At 48.3% G+C, this 19,008-nt stretch carries 22 protein-coding genes and 1 tRNA gene; 6 read left to right on the plus strand and 17 right to left on the minus strand.

All coding sequences use genetic code 11. From position 1 onward, the window contains the following. Positions 1 to 143 precede the first annotated feature (143 nt). Together SYNPCCP_RS13080 and SYNPCCP_RS13085 are read left to right on the plus strand one after the other, a co-directional pair. On the plus strand, positions 144 to 1,004 hold the full coding sequence (locus tag SYNPCCP_RS13080) for a Tic22 family chloroplast protein importer (protein WP_010873702.1): 861 nt from the start codon (positions 144 to 146) through the stop codon (positions 1,002 to 1,004). A 176-nt stretch (positions 1,005 to 1,180) separates the two neighbouring features. Continuing rightward, the gene (locus SYNPCCP_RS13085; protein ID WP_010873703.1) at positions 1,181 to 2,545 is read left to right on the plus strand and encodes an ABC transporter substrate-binding protein; all 1,365 of its coding nucleotides are present in this window, start codon (positions 1,181 to 1,183) and stop codon (positions 2,543 to 2,545) included. A 125-nt stretch (positions 2,546 to 2,670) separates the two neighbouring features. Here SYNPCCP_RS13085 and SYNPCCP_RS13090 read toward each other — a convergent pair whose 3' ends face one another. From SYNPCCP_RS13090 to SYNPCCP_RS17705, 6 genes are all read right to left on the minus strand, one after another. Further along, positions 2,671 to 4,566: a sodium:proton antiporter gene (locus SYNPCCP_RS13090; RefSeq protein WP_010873704.1), complete on the minus strand. Its 1,896-nt coding sequence runs from the start codon at positions 4,564 to 4,566 to the stop codon at positions 2,671 to 2,673. A 225-nt stretch (positions 4,567 to 4,791) separates the two neighbouring features. After that, a tRNA-Cys gene (locus SYNPCCP_RS13095) sits at positions 4,792 to 4,862 on the minus strand. A 34-nt stretch (positions 4,863 to 4,896) separates the two neighbouring features. Next, positions 4,897 to 5,739: a type I methionyl aminopeptidase gene (map, locus tag SYNPCCP_RS13100; RefSeq protein ID WP_010873705.1), complete on the minus strand. Its 843-nt coding sequence runs from the start codon at positions 5,737 to 5,739 to the stop codon at positions 4,897 to 4,899. 19 nt (positions 5,740 to 5,758) lie between these two features. Next, a complete protein-coding gene (locus SYNPCCP_RS13105) occupies positions 5,759 to 6,115 on the minus strand; it encodes a ferredoxin:thioredoxin reductase (protein WP_010873706.1) in 357 nt (118 codons plus the stop codon). Between the two features lie 70 nt (positions 6,116 to 6,185). Next, the gene (locus SYNPCCP_RS13110; RefSeq protein ID WP_010873707.1) at positions 6,186 to 7,223 is read right to left on the minus strand and encodes an alpha/beta fold hydrolase; all 1,038 of its coding nucleotides are present in this window, start codon (positions 7,221 to 7,223) and stop codon (positions 6,186 to 6,188) included. Continuing rightward, a complete protein-coding gene (locus tag SYNPCCP_RS17705) occupies positions 7,139 to 7,420 on the minus strand; it encodes an SID1 transmembrane family member (RefSeq protein ID WP_223211386.1) in 282 nt (93 codons plus the stop codon). Before SYNPCCP_RS17705 ends, SYNPCCP_RS13110 begins: the two co-directional genes overlap by 85 nt. A 192-nt stretch (positions 7,421 to 7,612) precedes the next feature. Here SYNPCCP_RS17705 and SYNPCCP_RS13120 point away from each other — a divergent pair, with 192 nt between their 5' ends. Next, entirely contained in the window at positions 7,613 to 8,590 is a 978-nt protein-coding gene (locus tag SYNPCCP_RS13120; RefSeq protein ID WP_010873709.1) for a vitamin K epoxide reductase family protein, read from the plus strand. 151 nt (positions 8,591 to 8,741) lie between these two features. Here SYNPCCP_RS13120 and SYNPCCP_RS13125 read toward each other — a convergent pair whose 3' ends face one another. Together SYNPCCP_RS13125 and SYNPCCP_RS13130 are read right to left on the minus strand one after the other, a co-directional pair. Further along, the gene (locus SYNPCCP_RS13125) at positions 8,742 to 10,463 is read right to left on the minus strand and encodes a diflavin flavoprotein (RefSeq protein WP_010873710.1); all 1,722 of its coding nucleotides are present in this window, start codon (positions 10,461 to 10,463) and stop codon (positions 8,742 to 8,744) included. A gap of 122 nt (positions 10,464 to 10,585) precedes the next feature. Further along, a complete protein-coding gene (locus tag SYNPCCP_RS13130) occupies positions 10,586 to 11,335 on the minus strand; it encodes a PHP domain-containing protein (RefSeq protein WP_010873711.1) in 750 nt (249 codons plus the stop codon). 310 nt (positions 11,336 to 11,645) lie between these two features. Between SYNPCCP_RS13130 and SYNPCCP_RS13135 the strand changes: the two genes are divergently transcribed. Continuing rightward, the gene (locus SYNPCCP_RS13135) at positions 11,646 to 13,124 is read left to right on the plus strand and encodes a DUF2779 domain-containing protein (RefSeq protein WP_223211288.1); all 1,479 of its coding nucleotides are present in this window, start codon (positions 11,646 to 11,648) and stop codon (positions 13,122 to 13,124) included. A 34-nt stretch (positions 13,125 to 13,158) separates the two neighbouring features. Here the strand turns inward: SYNPCCP_RS13135 and SYNPCCP_RS13140 are convergent, their stop codons facing one another. From SYNPCCP_RS13140 to SYNPCCP_RS13160, 5 genes are all read right to left on the minus strand, one after another. After that, positions 13,159 to 13,821 (minus strand): hypothetical protein, encoded by a 663-nt coding sequence (locus SYNPCCP_RS13140; RefSeq protein ID WP_010873713.1) that lies wholly within the window; start codon positions 13,819 to 13,821, stop codon positions 13,159 to 13,161. Between the two features lie 94 nt (positions 13,822 to 13,915). Continuing rightward, the gene (locus SYNPCCP_RS13145; protein ID WP_010873714.1) at positions 13,916 to 14,251 is read right to left on the minus strand and encodes a translation initiation factor; all 336 of its coding nucleotides are present in this window, start codon (positions 14,249 to 14,251) and stop codon (positions 13,916 to 13,918) included. A gap of 193 nt (positions 14,252 to 14,444) precedes the next feature. Continuing rightward, positions 14,445 to 15,125, minus strand: a complete 681-nt coding sequence (locus tag SYNPCCP_RS13150) for a phosphatase PAP2 family protein (RefSeq protein ID WP_223211289.1) — start codon at positions 15,123 to 15,125, stop codon at positions 14,445 to 14,447. A 59-nt stretch (positions 15,126 to 15,184) separates the two neighbouring features. After that, the gene (holA, locus tag SYNPCCP_RS13155; RefSeq protein WP_010873716.1) at positions 15,185 to 16,186 is read right to left on the minus strand and encodes a DNA polymerase III subunit delta; all 1,002 of its coding nucleotides are present in this window, start codon (positions 16,184 to 16,186) and stop codon (positions 15,185 to 15,187) included. Positions 16,187 to 16,260: 74 nt separating this feature from the next. Further along, positions 16,261 to 16,455, minus strand: coding sequence for a hypothetical protein (locus SYNPCCP_RS13160; RefSeq protein ID WP_010873717.1), 195 nt, complete (start codon positions 16,453 to 16,455; stop codon positions 16,261 to 16,263). Positions 16,456 to 16,653: 198 nt separating this feature from the next. Between SYNPCCP_RS13160 and SYNPCCP_RS13165 the strand changes: the two genes are divergently transcribed. Beyond that, complete coding sequence (locus SYNPCCP_RS13165; protein WP_199303414.1) at positions 16,654 to 17,040, plus strand: hypothetical protein; 387 nt, start codon at positions 16,654 to 16,656, stop codon at positions 17,038 to 17,040. Positions 17,041 to 17,097: 57 nt separating this feature from the next. On the opposite strand, the gene SYNPCCP_RS13170 is transcribed toward SYNPCCP_RS13165, so the two are convergent. Continuing rightward, positions 17,098 to 17,544: a DUF2752 domain-containing protein gene (locus SYNPCCP_RS13170; protein WP_010873719.1), complete on the minus strand. Its 447-nt coding sequence runs from the start codon at positions 17,542 to 17,544 to the stop codon at positions 17,098 to 17,100. A gap of 52 nt (positions 17,545 to 17,596) precedes the next feature. Beyond that, a complete protein-coding gene (locus tag SYNPCCP_RS13175) occupies positions 17,597 to 17,824 on the minus strand; it encodes a CD225/dispanin family protein (RefSeq protein WP_230401099.1) in 228 nt (75 codons plus the stop codon). A 232-nt stretch (positions 17,825 to 18,056) separates the two neighbouring features. Here SYNPCCP_RS13175 and SYNPCCP_RS13180 point away from each other — a divergent pair, with 232 nt between their 5' ends. Then, on the plus strand, positions 18,057 to 18,491 hold the full coding sequence (locus tag SYNPCCP_RS13180) for a hypothetical protein (RefSeq protein ID WP_223211290.1): 435 nt from the start codon (positions 18,057 to 18,059) through the stop codon (positions 18,489 to 18,491). 30 nt (positions 18,492 to 18,521) lie between these two features. Here SYNPCCP_RS13180 and SYNPCCP_RS17710 read toward each other — a convergent pair whose 3' ends face one another. Together SYNPCCP_RS17710 and SYNPCCP_RS17715 are read right to left on the minus strand one after the other, a co-directional pair. Beyond that, positions 18,522 to 18,674, minus strand: a complete 153-nt coding sequence (locus tag SYNPCCP_RS17710) for a hypothetical protein (RefSeq protein WP_020862062.1) — start codon at positions 18,672 to 18,674, stop codon at positions 18,522 to 18,524. An 82-nt stretch (positions 18,675 to 18,756) separates the two neighbouring features. Beyond that, complete coding sequence (locus tag SYNPCCP_RS17715) at positions 18,757 to 18,984, minus strand: CYTH domain-containing protein (protein ID WP_010873723.1); 228 nt, start codon at positions 18,982 to 18,984, stop codon at positions 18,757 to 18,759. Between the last annotated feature and the right edge of the window lie 24 nt (positions 18,985 to 19,008).

The raw sequence follows: 19,008 nt of genomic DNA on the forward strand, positions 1-19,008 counted from the left end.
GGAGAAATTGTTTCCCTGGGGACAGTCAAAAAACAGCACTGTTCCCTCCCTGGGCGCCTCAAAAAATCGATATGCTACCGTAAGGTCGAGGGGAACTTCCCCATGGCCAGACTGTCATAGCCTCTGGTTTGGGAGGGCTGACCATGCCTTGGCTACAAACCTTTTCTTTTCGGCGATCGCCATTTTCCTTGGCCCGCAGACATTTAAAAAACAAGATTTTCGTGAAGATTAAATCAATATTTTTATTGTCATTACTTTTTGAGGCGACAGCAACAATGAAATCCTTACTCCGCATCGGCGCAACCCTCGGTCTGATTGGTACCACCGCGATTGGTACCTGGTTAGGTACCACCCTCCAGGCCTTAGCCTTGCCCACCGAAGAGGTAGTCAAAATTCTTCAAGGGGTGCCGGTTTTTACCATTGTGGATGCCCAGGGAGCCCCCTTAGTGGCCGTCGGTAATGACAACGAAAAAGTTACCGGTGTTTTCATTAGTCAACAAGAAGCCAATGGCTTTTTACAGGAACTGAAAAAACAAAAACCCGACGTTGGTTCCCAGGTCAGTGTTCAACCCGTTTCCCTGGGGGAAGTAGTGAAAATTGCCCAGGCCAATGCGAACCAGACCGACCCCCTGGGTTTTGCCTATGTGCCCATCCCGGCCCAGGTGCAAGCAGCTCAGCAAATGCCCAATTCTGAATACCAAGGGGGAGTACCCCTATTCGTAGCCAGAGGGGGAGAAGACCAAGGTTACCTTACTATCCAACAGGAAAACGAGCAAATTATTCCTTTCTTCCTGGAGGCTAGTCAAATTCAGCAAATGGTGGAACGGTTTAAGCAAGAGCAACCTGCCATGGCCGACAGCATCGTGATCGACGTGATTGCCATGGAGAATGTTATTTCTACCTTACAAACCAGTGACGATGCCATGCTCAAGCAAATCCGCATTGTGCCTACCCAGGAAGCCATTCAATTTATCCGTTCTTTATCCGCCCAACAACCTAAGTAATCCCTGGAGTTTATCTCTAATCTAAGGGCTTAATGGGGGCAAATAAATTACCACTTACCTCGAATCAGGGGGGAAGGATGGGAAATAACTTTGATGGATTATCCCCCCCTGGCCCTGCATTGATGAAGTCACCACACTGGGTTGCCGAAGGGACCATGGCTAACTATATTTAACCCATGAATAACCTTGTGGGAGATTTTTTCAGGATGCGTCTATTTTGGCCCCAGTCCCGTCGTCGGTTGACGGCGATCGCCTTGAATCTAGCCCTTGCTGGCACCACCGCCGGACTAATGTTTGCCTGTGCTGAACCAGAACCTACCCCTGGGGACGGAGCTAGTCAACCCAGCACCGGGGGAGAAGGAGGAGCGCTAAAACTAGGGGCCCTGCTGCCGGCTACGGGGGATCTATCTTCCATCGGGCAAAATATGCCTTTAGCGGTGCAATTGGCGGTGGATACCATCAATGCCTGTGGCGGCGTCAATGGCCAAGACGTAACGGTGGTGATTGAAGATGATCAAACCGATCCCACCGCAGGGGTTTCCGCCATGACCAAATTGGCAGAAGCGGATCAGGTAGCTGGCGTGGTAGGTTCCTTTGCCAGCAGCGTTTCCAGTGCGGCGGTGCCCATCGCAGTGAGAAACAACATTATGATGATTTCCCCGGGCAGCACTAGTCCTGTGTTTACTGACCAGGCCAAGAAGGGCGAATTTAAAGGCTTTTGGGCCCGTACCGCTCCTCCCGATACGTACCAAGCCCAGGCCCTAGCTGCCTTGGCCAAGAAACAAGGTTTTACCGACGCCGCCACCGTGGTTATCAACAATGACTATGGTGTGGGGTTTGAAAAAGTATTTGTGGAATCCTTCACCGCCGATGGCGGTAATGTGACCAATAAAGATAACCCGGTGCGCTACGATCCCAAGGCGGCAACGTTGGATACGGAAGCGGCCCAGGGCTTTGCCAATAGTCCTGACGCTGTGGCGGCTATTCTTTATGCTGATACGGGGAGTGTGTTGGTGCAATCGGCCTACCGCCAGGGCTTAATGGATGGAGTCACCCTACTATTAACGGATGGCGTTTATTCCCCCGATTTCGTTGAAAAAGTAGGCAAAGATGCCAATGGAGTTTCCCTTTTATCTGGGGCCCTGGGTACGGTACCCGGTGCCGATGGCAAATCCCTGGAAGCCTTCACTGCCCAATGGAAAGATGCCACTGGCGGTAAGGACGTAACTGCGTTTGTGCCCCACACCTACGATGCCACTGTTTTGATGATGTTGGCGGCAGAAGCTGCAAAATCTAATACAGGAGCGGGGATCCAGAGCAAAATCCGGGATGTCTCCAATGGTCCAGGGGAAGAAGTGACCGATGCCTGTGAGGCGATCGCCATGGTGCGGGAAGGCAAGGACATTAATTACCAAGGAGCCAGCGGCAATGTGGACATCGACGAAAATGGTGATGTGGTAGGTACTTACGATGTCTGGACGGTGAAAGGGGATGGCACCCTAGAGGTAATCGATAAAGTTACCCCCGGTTCCGGTTCCTAGTACTTCTCCGTAAATTGTCTTGACCAATTTGATCAGTTTTAATTAACCATTAATGGCCCCCATCGGTTGCTCCAGGGGGCTTTTCTTTTAGAGCGGTTTGGCGTTTTTCAACTTCGATCTTTCCCCTAGTAGATGGGGACTTCTTCCACTTCCGCCAGGGGTTCTGGGATCAATACATCCGGCGATCGGCTGCCGGAAAGTTGTTTTAACAATTGGGGGCGTGGGTCGTGGAGCAGGTAAAAAACTTCGTCCCCAATTTGGGCATTTTCAGTGGTCTTAGCTAGTTGCAAACTGCCCTGCCGTTTCAGCATTAAGGGCAGTAATTCCCCAGAGCGAATTAGGGCTTGGGTGTGGGCTTGCTGTAGGGCTAAGCCAGTTTCCTTAAACAGGGTTTTGCCCAGTTTAATTTGCCCATCCTTAAGGTACTGATTCCAGGTTTTGAAAGTTTTTTGCTCCATAAAAATTCTTACCCCTTTATTTTTCAGCAAGGGATTATCTTCCGGTAAGTTATCCGGAGCAATCACACACACCCGGGGGGGGTTAAATTCATTGATGGTATTTTGAGCCAGCACCAAATTTACTTCCCCGTTATTGGTCAGGGCCATAAATGCCCCCATCTCTTCAATGCCGGCCTTTTCCAACGCATGGGAATCCAACGCACTGGTTTGAATGGCCGTTAATCCTTCGGCGATCGCCGTCGCACAGGCTTCCGGGTCACTGTCAATCAATACCACCGATTCCCCTTGGGCTGTAAATAAACGGGCCACCAGTCGTCCCAGGGGAGTACAACCGATAATTACTGCGCCGGTGGTGTGGGTGTCGGTGATACGTAGCAGTTTAGCCAAGGGCTTCGCCGTTAAGCCCTGAATGAACACCGTCATCATAATGGTGAGAAACACAATCGATTTGATCGCATCGCCACCGTTAATGCCCCGTTCAGTCAACAGTAGGGAAAATAGGGAGGCAACGGATGCAGAAACAATACCCCGAGGGGCAATCCAAGCCACAAAAAGTTTCTGTCGCCAGTTAAAAGCGCTAGTCCAAGTACAAATAGCGATACTAATGGGACGAATGACTAGCATTAACACCGCCACAGTGAGCACACTGCCCCAGCCCAAAGCCCCAAAGCTACTCAGGGATAATTCCGCCGCCAGCAGAATAAATAGCACCGAGACACAAAGCAGGGTTAATTTACCTTTGAATCGTCGCAAAAGTCGGTTATCAGGCAGGGCAGAGGAGTTGAGGTAAATGCCCATGGCTACGGTGGCCATTAAGCCCGATTCACTCAGGGATGCTTGGGCCGCACCAAATACTCCCCACACCCCCGCTAGCACCACCAGATTACTGACATCTTCCGAGAGAAAGCTGGCCCGTTTGAGGAAATTACTCAATAGCCAACCGCCCCCCACCCCGATCGCCAGGCCAACCCCAAGGCGCAATATTAGGCCCATGGCAATTTCGATAATGTCGGTTTCAACGCTGACATTGGTATTAAAAATGGTTTCCAATACCACCACTGCCAGGATTGCTCCCACCGGATCGATCAGTACCCCTTCCCCCTCCAGTAGGGTAGCCACAGACTTCTGCACCTGGACCTGTTTAATTAGGGGGCCCACCACCGTTGGCCCGGTTACCACCACCAAGGAGCCGTATAAAAAAGCTAAATACCATGGGAACTCCGCCAACCAATGGGCCGCTAATCCCCCTCCCACTAGGGTAATTAGGGTGCCGATGGTGACCAAATTACGCAGACTACCGGAAACCTGGCCCAATTCCCGCAGGCCTAAATTTAAGCCCCCCTCAAACAAAATAATCGCCACGGAAAGGGAAACAATTACTTCCAAACCATCCCCAAAATTGGCGGGTTGAATCCAATGCAAGCCGCTGTTGCCGAGGATGACACCAAAAATAAGCAAAAAGACAATGCTTGGTAGTTTGAGAAATCCCGCCAATACTTGGGCCCCAATGCCAAACAGGACAGTGAGGATAATCTGGAGGGTAAGGGAAAATGATCCTTCCATAAGGCTCAAAGGAATTGGTTCTGCCTGTGGGTTAACGGTAAATCATTGCCAGGGTTGTGGCCCTTTAAGTTAAAAGGCCAAATAACTCCCCTCCAAAGTAAGGTAGTCTGCCACCAACTGGGGAGCTTGCTCCGGGAGAACTGTTTACCAACCTAAAATTTATCGCCAATTCACTCAAGTCTTTGGACTTTACACAATTTGTCGGTTAAACAATTAAAAAATTAAAGGCGGCACCCAGATTCGAACTGGGGGTAAAGATTTTGCAGACCTCTGCCTTACCACTTGGCTATGCCGCCATGTCCGGCCAATTATTATAACAGAGTTGGCAATCTAGACCAAACGGCGATCGGTCAGCAACTCATAGCCCGTGGCCGTTACCAACACCGTATGCTCAAACTGGGCCGAAAGGGCATTGTCCACCGTCACCACCGTCCATCGATCGCCAAGGGTACGGGTGAAACGGGAACCAGCATTGACAATTGGCTCGATCGCCAAGGTCATGCCCGGTTTAAGTTTAACGTTGGGCAAATCCCGGCAGCGGACGTTAAACACATGGGGGTCTTCGTGGAGGGCCTGGCCCACCCCATGGCCGGTGAACTCTTCCACAATGGTGTAACCGGTGGGCTTAACGTAATCCTCGATTGCCCCGGCAATGTCCATCAGGTAATTACCAGGCTTCACCTGTTCAATCCCCGCATACAAGGCCCCTTCCGCTACTTCCATCAACCGCTGGGCTTGGGGGGAAACCTTACCCACCGCAATGGTGATGCAGGAATCCCCGTGGTAGCCCTGGAAATAGGCTCCGGTATCTACTTTGAGCAAATCGCCGGAACGAATTTTCTTACGGCGACGGGGAATGCCATGGACCACTTCATTATTCACGCAAGCACAAATGGAAGCGGGAAAGCCGTGGTAACCCTTAAAACTGGGAGTGGCCCCCAGGGAGCGAATTCGTTCCTCTGCTAACTGGTCTAAATCCCCGGTGGTCATGCCCGGTTGCACCGTGGCGGCAATCTCCTTCAATACCTGGGCGGCGATCGCCCCGGCTTGGCGCATAATGGCAATTTCGGCGGGGGTTTTAATCTGTACTCCCCGGCGGGAACGTTTTTTTGCCTTTGGTGTCGGGGAGGGTACGGGGGAAGGGGGCGCAAATAACTGGCTGAGTAAATTCATAGGATGGGTGCCCAAAAATCTAGGCCATGCTGGCCTTGACTTCCTCCAAAGTTTCCATGGGAATATCCTGGGCATCCCCAGCAAAATCGTTATCTGGGGTTAAAAACAACATACAGTGACATTCCTTGCGCTCCCGCATAGGCACACAGGGGCAATTCCAAAAGGTATTTTTTACTTCCGCTTCCTTGTCTTCGTAGTGGCGACAGGGGCACAGGGGAGAACCCAATTCCTCTTTATGGCGAGCTAAACCCTCGATAACAACGGCGGTGACGGAAAGATCACTACAAAAATAGGTATCCGTACGTTTAGCATACTGCTCCGCAAAATTTTTCATTGCGGCCAGTGTTTTGTTGTTCTGGGTGTCACTGCTGGTCATAGATTCTCAAGGGAATTTAGATGGTCGGCACAAACGCCAATTTTGCCGTCGGTGTATTTATCTTGACACACTATTGGAGCAGAGCCAAAAACCGACGAATCACCCCAATTGTTACCCCAGGTAATTCCAAATGGGGCGTTAACCCCACGTCTTTAATTTCCACAAAAGCTTTAATGGCATTGGGGTTCAGCGCCGCTAAACGACGACCGATCGCCGGAGGGGTAAATTGGGCATATTCTCCCCAGAGGATAGCCGTAGTAACGGTTAAATCCGGCATAAATTGGGCCAAATCAAAGCAGAGATCCCCCCTAACAAAGGACAGGGCTGCATATTCCGCCCTGGGTTGGGTGGCGGACTCCAGATAGGCATCGATAATTTCGGGATAAATGCGCCGGGCTTGGGCAAATTGTCGTTGTTCCAAAAAATTCATAATGCCCGCTGTGTTGGCAATGCCGGTGGTGTAGATAAAACGATCCAGCACTGGCACACTGACCAATTGGGCAAAAAAGTTACTGCGGTAATCTTCACCAAAGTCCGATAGCCCTGTGGGGGTACTCAGAATTAAACCTGTAAATAGGTTGGGATGCTCTATGGCAGTGCGAACGGCGATCGCCGCCACCAAGGAAGAGGCAATCACCATCACAGGTTGGTCACAGGTTTGTTGCAAAAATTCCTGAATAACCTGGATATAGTCCTGGGGAGTGTAATTTTTCACCGGATGATCGGAGCGACCCCAACCCAACAAGTCCGGCGCTAACACCCGGTAGTCAGCAGCAAAAGCCGGATAAACCTTCGACCATTCGTAGGCAGAAGAACCACCCCCAAAGCCATGGAGAAATACCAACGTTTGGCGATCGCCGAGGGAATCTACCGCCTCTACCCAGGGGGCCTCCGTTGCTTCGTAGTAAACAATGGTTCCCAGGGAAGTAACTAGGGAATTGCGGGTAAAGCCAAGGGGTTCAATCATGCTGTCTCCTAATGGTTGTGGCATTGACCAAAGCGACTGGTCTTCTTCAGTATGGTTTAGTTTTTTTGCCCGTGGCGGGATTTGGGGCCAGAAATTGGACCGCTTTTCTTTTGTTCCCGTTGCAATAACTTTTGCCCCCACCGGGGATAAAAACTCAGATAAATGAGCAAATTGCCCCAAAATAACGCCCCCAGCAGCAAATAAGTTTTGAGCCAAAAATTACCCTGAAAATCCTCCATAATGCCCACACTAGCCATACTAAACGCTAGGGTTAACACCACTAACAGTAACCGTTTGGAAATCCTCAATTGCTTTCTTCGAGATGGTTGCTTGCCCACAAATTTTGCCCTTGATAGAATTTGGCACCGTTGAATTGGAACTGGGAGGTTGCCCCTAGAATGGTTAAAAGTCGCAGGGAAAGCCATGGCCGTTGGTGTTTGTAACCATGCCCCACCGGGGACTAGGGCGGTCAGCTTATCCCATGGCGGGTTTTTGCTAACCTGGTTGTAAATCAATTGCTCTTTTAATTTATGGTTCGTCGTCGTTCGGTGCCTTGGATTCATCGCTATTCCCGTTTCATTATGGGGGCGATCGCCGTCCTGGGGATCTTGATCACCTCCTACCTGGCCTATATTTCCTTCACCGGGGGAGAAGCCCTTTGTCCCGTGGACCAGGCCACCGGTAGCTCCAGTTGTGACCTGGTGTTACAGAGTGCCTACGCCAAAGTTTTTGACATTCCCCTCAGTGTTTTTGGGCTGGCAGCTTATCTGGCCATGGGCATTGCCGCTTTGGTGCCCTTTTTGGTCAGTGAGGAGAGCAACAAAAAACAGCGTAACTCCCTGGAAGATCTCACCGGAAAATTTCTCCTGGTGGGGGGTACGTCCATGGCGGTGTTCAGCGGTTACTTAATGTACATCTCCTTTTTCCGGCTCCAGGAAGCTTGCTGGTACTGCCTAACTTCTGCTATTTGTTCTTTGTTGTTGTTCATTTTGGCGATCGTTGGTCGGGAGTGGGAAGAAGTGAGTCAAGTATTTTTTACCACCGTCGTGGTGGCCATGGTAACCATTGTCGGCACCCTGGGTCTCTATGCCACTGCTGAAGGGCCTAAAGCCGGAGCCGATGGCACAATTCCCATTCCTGCCATTGCCGGTCAACCCAGACCCCCCAGTGGTTGGCCCATCACCACTCAGTCGGGACCAGCGGAAATTGAGTTGGCGGAATACCTCACTGCCAAAGGGGTACTCAACTATGGTGCCTTCTGGTGTCCCCACTGCTATGACCAAAAACTACTTTTCGGCAAAGAAGCATTTGAAAAAATTAGCTATATTGAGTGCGACCCGGCCGGGAAAAATCCCCAGACCCAAACCTGTGTGGATGTCGGTATTCAATCCTTCCCCACCTGGGGCATTGACGGAGAACTAAACCCTGGGGTCAAAACTCTCCGGGAATTGGCAGAGCTCACTGGCTATGAAGGCAATATGGATTTTAAATATGGCCTGAGAAATTAGTTAGACCTACCCAAGGATTAAGCCGACTAACAAAGTGATCCATCGTCTGGCGGTATAGCGACGCCATCATTCCCCGAACAAAATCCCCTCAAGCTAGAGATGGCCTGGGGGATTTTCCTTGATAGTTTTGCGGTTTGATTGCAGTTTTTTATTAGTAATAATTGCCGACTTTGCGATGGTGTACGGCGGTTAACCCTTCTGCTTTAGCTACCCGACCATTGGTTACTTGGCTGTAAACAATCCAGTGATCACTACATTCCATCCGACTAGCTACTTCACACTCCAAATAGGCTAGCGCATCGGTCAAAATAGGCGATCCGTTGCTTGCGGTTTGGGTTTTTACTCCAGCAAAACGATCAGCACCAGGGGGGAAACGTTTGAGGAAATGTTTCATCAAAATTTGATAGTTGCCTTCCTCCAAAATGTTCAACACAAAGCGATCACCGACTTGCATGAGGGATTCAATGGCCCGGTCCTTGGCCACAGCAACGGTGAAACCAGGGGGATTAAAGCTGGCTTGGGAAACCCAAGAGGCAAGCATGGCCCCTTTAACCTCTCCCTTTTGGGCAGTGATGATATACAGCCCCCCACTAATGCGACCGATCGCCTTTTCCAGATCGCTGTCCAGGGATTTGAGTTGTTTTATTTTGGCCGCCTGGATGAGATTTTGACCCAAGTCAGTGCCGGACTCATCACAAAGCTGATAGGTGCTTTCGCTGGGGGTGTCTTTGACCTTGATCACTTTGAAAGCCTCCCGCAAACCCAGGTCTAAAAATTTGGTGCGGAGGGGGTCAATGGGCTCGTCGTCCCCACCATAGGATTCGTATAAACCAAAGACCTGTTTCGGTTGCATGGCGGCCAACACTGCGCCGAAATTGGTGCTTAGATCAGCGTTAGCCTGTAAAGGCGGCATTCCCAGAACTACCCCGCTGGCATGGCCCACCAGTTCCTGGATTTCCTGAGGATCGGCGGAGCTTAGGTCCACCATGTCCACCCCCACGCCGGTTTTAGTAATTCCCTTGGCAATGGCCTGGGAAAGGCGATCGCCGTAGCCATAATCAGCCACATAGAAAACCACCACGGTTTTTTCTGCTTTACTTTGGGACTCGCTCCAATGGCGGTAGCGATGTAATAATTCGCCAACGTTATGGCGCAATAGGGGGCCATGGCCATTGGCAACGGTGCTAATGGTGCCCAGATTATCCATGCGTTTCATGGCGGCGAGAACGGAACGGGCGTTGGGACCCATCAAGCAATCGTAGTAAAACTGGTAATCCGGTGCGATTTTGCCCAAATCGATGTCAAAAACTGCATCGGAGCAATAGTGCATCCCAAACACGTCGCAGGTGAAGAGAATTTCCGTGGCGGGGTCATAGGTGAGCATGGTGTCCGGCCAGTGGAGATTCGGAGCACTGACAAATTCCAAATCATGGCCCTGGCCCAAATCCAGGCGATCGCCACTTTTAACTTGAATACGCTCAAAGGGTTGATGGACAAAATTGTCGAGAAATTGCAACGCTACTTTGGTGGCCACCACCGTAATGCGGGGATTGAGTTGCAAAATGTCTTTTACTAACCCACTGTGGTCTGGCTCAGTGTGGCTGACGATTAGGTAATCAATGCGCTGGGGATCGATTAATCCCTGTAATAAATCTAGATATAACTGGCGGAATTTCTCGTGGGAGCTATCTACTAGGGCAACCTTATCCGCTTGGATTAGATAGGAATTGTAAGTGGTGCCGTTTTGTAGGCCGAATTCAATATCAAACCGGTCCCGGTCCCAGTCCAAAGAACGGATAGCAGTAATATTTTTGGCGATCGCCTCAGTTTGGGTAGAAAGCCGCTTTTGGGGGGGGAGGGGGGTAGTGAACATGCCGTACTCCTAGGACTGGTAATGAAAACTCTCTGTCCAGTGTATCCCAGGGGCCAGAGCCGGGGAAAGTTAACAAACATTGATATTTTTAACTCTAACGATTACGACTTTCCCTAGAGACTTCAGAGACGATACATGATGCTTTCCCCATGGCTATCGGTGCCACAGGTGCGGAACAGATTATACAAATCCCCCAGGTAACAAACTTCTTCCATTTGGGGCACAGAACTCTGCCAAGGTTTGGGATTGCCATAGGCATAAAATGCCTCTACCCCATCAATGCCATGGCGGGCTGCCGCTGGGATCAAGTGACTGGCGGGCTGACGGTACCGGGCTGGATGGGCCAACACCACTAAGCCACCGGCATCATGGAGAGCCTTAATGACTTTGGGCGCTTGGGCATAGTACTTATCCGGGCGATCGCCGGTTAGATAGGGGTCTAGGACCGGGTGGGTAGGGTCAAAGTCATAGCCCAGGATGTGCACTTCAGTGCCGTCTAAATTGGCGGTAATTTCAATGCCAGTCCAAAGTTGGGGCCGGAGACTAGGATAATGGCAATGTTCGGTGAGCCAGCGCTGGGCCCGGTAATAACCCGCCACACAATGGTGGTCTGTGATCGCCAAACCCTGTAATTCTTGATGTATGGCCTGTTCGATCAAACCCTCCGGGGTCATCTGGCCGTCGGAACATCGGGTGTGGAGATGAAAATTATAAAACCGTGGACAACTGGTGGGGGTCAGGGACTGCCAAACAGTTGTAAGTTGGCGCTCCATCTGTTGAGACTGCGGAGAAATAAGGTCGTTAACCATGAATAAATGCCATCCTGACAACGGGTTGGTGCTGGATATAAATACATCCCACCCTTTTCCCACAATAACAAAACTTTACATAATTGGCTTTTTCCCTTCGTCCAGTCCTTGGGGGCAAAAGTTCCCCACCACCGACCATTAGTTTTCCCTTGTCAAGCCATCATCAATTTATCGGTAAGAATCAGCCTAAATAAAACCCGAAAAAAATCACAGCGCTCAGGCTGGGTTACATTAGGTGGAGATCGGAAATTATTTTCTTCCAAGACTCATGGGGCAATGGTTTAAGCGTAACATCGGTAGAGTGAACCCCGTGTACTTTTCTCTCTGCTCAGAACCTGCGTTTTAAGGTTGGGTTTCTATGGAGTCGGCCACCATGTCTTTTCCCATCAGCAAGACCTACTTTTTGGCAGGGTTGCACTGTCCAAAACGTCTATGGTTGTCTATCTGCCGTCCCGAAGATGCTTCCCCCATGTCCTTGGCCGCTGAACAAAGAATTAAACAAGGCAAGGCGATCGGAGTGGCGGCCCGGGAATCTTTTAAAAATGGCATATTGGTGGACGGAAATCTTAAACATTGCCTAGAGAAAAGTTGGGAATTGACGGTGGTGGGGGCAGGGCAAGGAGTGGAATGTTTATTTGAACCGGCTTTTTTGTACGACGATATTTTGGTGCGCTGTGATGTATTGCGGCGCTTACCTTCAGGAAATTGGGAAATTATTGAAGTAAAATCCGCCACTAAGTTAAAAGACGAACACATTGCCGACTTGACCTTGCAACATTACGTGTTGGAGGGGTTGGGGTTAACGGTGGAAAAAACGAGCCTCATGGTGGTCAATCCCATGGCCAGGAATTGGAGTGTGGTGCAGGATAGATTTTGTTATCAGGATGTAACGGCGGCGGTGGTGCGTTGGCGTGGGCAGTTACCCCAAAAACTGGCAGAATTCCGCACATTGTTGACGGAACCGACCGCTCCCCAAGTGCCCATTGGCAGCCATTGCGATCGCCCTTACCGTTGTCCGTTTAAAGATCATTGCTGGCAGAATGTGCCGCCGATTTCCATTTTTGACATTCCTTTGTTGAAGCAGGATAAATTGCAAAATTTGATGAATTCTAATATCTGGAATCTGGAGGATATTCCGGCGGAGTTTCCCTTGACCCAAAAGCAAAGAACATTCATTGACCGGATGACGGCAGCAAAACCCCAAATAGACCAGGATTTATTGAGGCAATTGTTGGGGCAGATTCAACCCAATCAGCCTTTGTACTTTTTTGATGTGGAAACCCACAGTAGTGCCATTCCCCGTTTTGCCGGTCTGCACCCCTACGAACGCTGTATTTTTCAGTACAGTTGCCACCGCCTTAATCCCGACGGTTCCCTGGAACACTTTGAATATTTACACACGGAGGATTCCGATCCCCGACTCCCCCTACTTATTTCCCTAATACACCACATTGGCGATCGGGGGTCAGTGGTGGTTTATAACCAGTCCTTTGAAAAGGGAGTATTACAACAGTTGGCAGCGGCCTATCCCAACTATGGGGCCAAAATTAATCAGATTATCGATCGCCTCTGGGATTTACAGGTAATCTTTAAAAGGGCGTATTTCCATCCTGGTTTCCGGGGTTCCTATTCCCTCAAAAAAGTTCTGCCGGTGATGGCCCCCCAATTTTGCCACGACGACTTGGTCATCAAGTCCGGCAATGAAGCCCCTCTAGTGTGGGAAGCACTGCTGGAATGTTCCGCGCCGGATAAAAGGGCAGAAATGGCCCAACAACTACGGGAGTATTGTGGTTTAGATACCCTGGGTATGGTGAAAATTTATGAGGTTTTGCAACAGGAATTAAAAGATTGACCAGGACTAACAAGGATCGATTGCCATGGATAATCTAGTCGCTCTCCCCATCCTCTTTACCCTGACTTTGGTGATGGTCATCGAATAGGATCAGGGTTTCCGCTGCCTGACGGGGAGAATCAGTGTCTTTTCTCAATGAGGCTGGGATTATGGGGGGGAGATTTTCTCCTTTTTCGTTTGACAAAAGTTCATAGGTTTCTTTTGCTTGGGCTTCCACCAACTCAGGCGATCGCCATCGGGGAGTTTTCAATGGGGAAACTGGAGAAATTGGCAATTGGGGAACAGGCAAAACCAGGGCCGCCGAAGGAGTATCTTCCTGAGCTTCACGGACAATATTTTTAACAAAAAAGTTAATTGTTTCTTCCTTTAACCAACCCTTGAGCACCGCCACCGAACCGAAGCGGACCCCCAACCGTCGTTGTTCCCGCAAAATACGTTCGATCTGGTCTTCATCCAAAAGATGGGCCATCTTCAGATAGTAGCCAATGGGACCTTGCACTGGCTGACCAACCATTGCAGGCCAAAGATCAACAAAAAAGTCCGCCGTTTCCTGGGAAATCCAGCCATGGTGAGAAAGAATCTCCCCCAACAACATCTGGAATTGCTTTTGTTCGTACAAAGCCACCTCCAATTGCCCAGGGGTAATTAGTTTTGCTTCCTGAAGAATAATACCGATGGGCTTTTGGCTGCTGACCATGGTGAACGGGGGAGGAAAAGGGTCCAGAATCGGACAGAATAGACTCTGAATGAAGGAAAAAAGACGTAATTAGGCGTAATTGAACCCTAGTAATCTAACCACCACTAATTTTAGCCTTGTAGCCCTGCTTTAACAAATAAGCAAGAATTTTCTCCCGTTGATCCCCCTGGATTTCCACGCAGTCTTCTTTCAAGGTGCCCCCACTGCCACAAAAACTTTTCAGGGCCTTGAGTAGAGCTTGCTGTCCCATGGCCGATAATTGCAAACCACTCACTACCGTCACCGTTTTTCCTTTGCGGCCAGAACGAGTTGCTTGGATGCGGACATTTTGCTGTTGGGGGGGAAGATCAATTTGCTCCTCCGATAGGGGGTCTGCCACCGGACCAAATTCTTGATAAACAATGCGAGCTGGAGGTTTGGAACTGGCCATAGGACTGGAAAAAAATATTGGGCAACGCTAACAAGTAGGGAGTGATTGAGGAATTAGCGTCCGATCGCCGGGGTAAAATAGTACACATTACGCCTACTAATGAGATTACCAGATTCAACGCTGTTAGTGGGAGAGCTTATTTGTAAAGTTTTGATCTATGGCATGTTGGTAGAATCTTGAGGGCACTTTAGTTTTACTGAGATTTTAAATAGACATCAGGCTTTTCCCGCTTGAGCAAAAACAAACTGAGGGTTAACCAGATAAAGCCCACTCCGTAACCAGCCAAAATATCTGTTGCCCAATGAACCCGACAATACATACTGGCAATGCCAATGAAGCCGACCCAAAGGGTGGCACCAAGATAAATTTGCCAACGGTATTGGGGAAAATGGGCCGCCAACAAAAAAGCTAAGTAGAAGTAAAACACCACTCCGCCCGCCGCATGGCCACTAGGAAAACTACGCCCATCCACATCCACTAAACGGGGTAAAGGTCGAGTACGGTTAAAAAAGGGCTTCAACACTTGGTCAATTACCAAAAGAATGCCCAGGGTGGCAAAAACTAGATATTTAATCTCCGACCAATAGCGTTTCCAAGCTAAAAAACCTAGGGTGATGGCAATCATCGTGGCGGTCAATTCCACCCCCGTACCTTTATAGACTTTGATCCAAAAAGGGGCCATGGCCTCGGGAATTACCTTATGGAGGAAATCTAAAAAGGCAATGTCAAAGGCGATTTCCTTTAAATCGTTCACTTCCTTAAAATTGTGGCCTAGGGCGATTAATAATCCAACGATCGCCAAGCAGCAGAAAAAGGGAACCCGACCGACAATGGTTAACCAGGGAGGTAAAGAAGTATGGGCCGAAGACTTCATTGGCAAGGTGTAAGAATTGACAATTTTTAAGCATAGGGCCATTTGTCGACCGACGGAGATCAACGGCGACGGTGTATGGGCTGGAATAATGATGATAGTTCAATCACCTTAGTTTGTAGGCTCGAACAGGGGTCCGCTCCTCGCTTTAGTTGATATTCCAATTCCAACAACAGGGGTAAGGTTTTGAGCAATTGCCCGCCGGTAATGCCCCGCAATTCCTTCTTTAAAAAATACAAACGTTTGGGATTACTGAGATCGGCCTGGGCGGCGATCGCTTTGTCATCTTTTTCCCCTGCCTCCAAAGCAAGCTTGATCAATGTCCAAGTACGAAACTGGCCGGTGAGGGTAGCCAATATTTTTAAAGCCGGTTCGTTGTGGGTCAGCAATAAGTCTGCCACCAATTGCAATGCCTGGGGGGTTTCTCCATCCCGGATCGCCTGGGCTAATTGCAAACTATTTTGGGTGCTGGTATTGACCAACTGTTCTACCTGGGCCACCGTTAAGGGGCCCGTTTGACTCTCGCTATAGAGTTTGAGCTTGCCCAACTCATTCCAAATTAGCCTCGTGTCATTACCCAACGCTTCTGCCAAAAAACCTTCCGTTTCCGTTGCTAAGGGAAGTTGCAGATCCTGGGCGATCGCCTGAATTTGATGGATGAGAGCGTCCACATTCCAGGGTGAAATGAGGGCAAATTCCCGGATAGTGGCATTACCTTCCAAATATTTGGTCGATTTCAGTCGGCGATCGAGCTTTTTACTGGATGTGAATAGTAAATGGCAGTCGGTGGGAATGGCGGGCAAACTTTTTTGCAACCTAGCCAGCAAACCATCGTCGCAACTTTGTCCTAAGGTGGAGTCCACCACCCACACCAGGCGATCGCCACTACCAAAAGGGGGTGTCAAGGCTTGCTCCAGACCCCGTTGGGTAGCATCAGCTTGTTCCCCCGGAATTTTTTCAAAATTAAAGGCCTCCCATTGGGGATCTAAACAACGTTTCTGCAGTTGTTTGACTGCTTGGTGCAGGGTAAATTGGTCTTCGCCCCAATAGAAATATACGGGCATAGCAACACCGGGGGATTTTCATGTAGCTTCCCTTAAGCTTAGGCCAGGGGGCGTTTCACACAAACTTTTAACGACTAACGACCTTTGAGAGCTTTTTGAAAGTTTTTGCGATAGGAGGGATTGACCAGGAGCAGTCCAGGCCATAGCAATGCCAGGGAGATGCGGGTTGCTAAGCTACGATTAAAATTGGTGTGGCGATAGCCAGAAAGAAAACGCCAGACCCCGCCGACGTAGACCACCAAAAGAACAAACGAAACTAAATATCCCATAGTGCTTGAGACGCCGAGAGTGGAAACTGTGCTCAAAGGCGGTTACTGGGTTCATTTTAGCAAATTACCCACCAGGACACAGCATCCGACAAGGTGATTGCCTTTTAAATAGTTCAAAAGTTTTGTTAATTATCAATTTTGGTTGTGGATATTTTGGCACAACTTTTGTCGGAACTATTCATAAAAAGTTACTTATCCATGTCTAATAAGGTAATAAAAAAACAAACATTGACTATTTCTTGGTTAACACTTAGTCAAGTTTTGGGGGGAATAACTATGGTGTTGGCCCAATCCATTCCCCCGCGCTTCCAAGGCACATGGGTAGAAAATTTAAAAAACTGTGCTCTACCCATGGACGACACTAGATTAGTTCTATCAGATGGTTGGGTCGATTTCCATGAGTCGAGGGGAAAAATAACTGCCGTAACAGTGGATGATGAGCTAAATCTTCGTGTGACTGCTAAATTAGCGGGAGAAGGAGAAACTTGGAAAGATACCTTTCATTTTCGCCTTTCCGAGAATCATCAAAAATTAACTAGCATTCACGAAGATGGCATCAGTTTTACCCGTCACCGATGCCCATAAATCATTAGGATTAACACAATAAACACCTTTAATGTTTAATGTAGTTGGATTTTAAAACTACGGTGCCAACCAAGAGAAGGGTGCAAAGGGAATATTTCTGGCCACCCAATAAGCTAAAATCGCCTGTAGTATGAACCAGATTACCTTGGGGGGAACAAACCAAACTAATAAAGTCCGCCCATTAATAGTTTTTAAGCCATAGGCAACGTAGGAATAAATCATAAATGGGAGGGAAATCATCATCAAAGGATTTAGGCCAAAAGCTCCCACTAAGTTGCCATGCAATAATTGATGCAACGCCCGTAAAGTGCCGCAACCGGGGCAGTACAGCCCAGTTAAACTGCGAAAGGGGCTGGGGGGAAATAATTTCGATGAAGCAGGATCAAACAGGAACAGAAGAGTGCCAGCAACGACAATGGTTAGGGTTACCAAAGTGAATACTAAATATTCCTTGGCCTTAGCGGATAGTAATGGAGATGGGGAATAATTTTTCAAACTAAACATGGTATTCGTTAATGAATGGTGAACAAGGCAAAGTCAAAAAATGTAACTTTAATTACTGACCAAAGACGGCGGCAATAACCACTAGCACAAAATAGATGGCAATGAAAATTATGCCGGCACCAAAGGACCACCAACAAAACTTTTTCGCTTCCTTGGAAGCCTTTACAGCGCCTTCATAGTCCCCTGAAGCTAAACGAGAATTAACTTCCGATGCTTTGATAATGGCCACAATACCCAGGGGTAAGCAACAAAATAGAGTTACCAGGATCGATTGCGCCAAGTAATTTGGTACATACTGATTTGTCATAAAACAAACTCATTTCTGAGTAGACTGGAATATACCAGCCAGGATAGACAGAAATTATCTTAATGGTTCATTTTGTTGCGTTTTCTTCACAATTTGATCTTGCTTATTTGTTAGTTTCAGAGCACTATTAATAACAATAGGGGAATGAAGAGCGCCAAAAACAAGTAATTGTGTTTTTAAAGAAAAACTTGCGATCATGATTTTTATGAAATACAAAGCTGAACAATTTATCAGCTCTTCTGAATTTAGTCCTAGTTTCGCCAAGCTTTCAGAACACGGCAAAAACTCTTTGTCATGCAAAATAGTCAGAAATTACTATGTGATGGCTTCTACAAACTTAACTTCTATTCGTGAGTCTCTTAGGAGATGTCGCGATGAGAGTGGACAGCCACTTAGCTTAAGCCCTAGCGAATTAAAACCATCAAGTTATCGGCTGGAGTTTGAACTAGTAGCACTAATTGCTTCAAATTTGACACAGATGCCAGATTTAGAGAATTTTATCAAAGATGATAAAGAAACTACTAATGAAGATAAATTAATTTTGTTGACTGCTTATCAAGGTTTCAAAAATAAAGTTGATGGATTGTTTAAATTATTTGGTTGGCCATGCTTTGGATTTAAACAAGAAAAAGAAACTTAAAAAATCTTATATTTTTTATTGTTTAAATTGTCACCAATTTTTGTAGGGATGTTGGGCTAAATTGACGTTGTAATAGCGGGCATCATCCGTTACCTCTTCCCCGATCCAGGGAAGTAGACTTATTTTTTCACCAGTGTAGGTTAATTCCACTTCCGCTAAAATTAGACCCTGGTTATCCCCCAAAAACTCGTCTACTTCTCAGGTTTTACCATGGTAATCGAGGCAATAACGATATTTTCAATCAGGGGCGGTGAACAGAGTTCTGTCAAAATTTAATTGGCTTCCACTGCAAGAATTTCATACTCAAATCCAAGCGGGCAATGCTGGCATTTTTACCCTTAATGGTGAGATAGGCCCGATCGCCAATGGTACGGACTCGCAGCGTAGTTAAATCTGGGGTGGCAATGTAACCTTGACGGTACAAATAACCCTGGACTAAACTCCGCCAGCGGTCATCTTTAACCAGGAATTTATGTTCAATCTCGATGGCCACAACCTCCGCCCCCCGATGTTGCAA

Source organism: Synechocystis sp. PCC 6803 substr. PCC-P, from assembly GCF_000284455.1.
GTDB lineage: Bacteria > Cyanobacteriota > Cyanobacteriia > Cyanobacteriales > Microcystaceae > Synechocystis.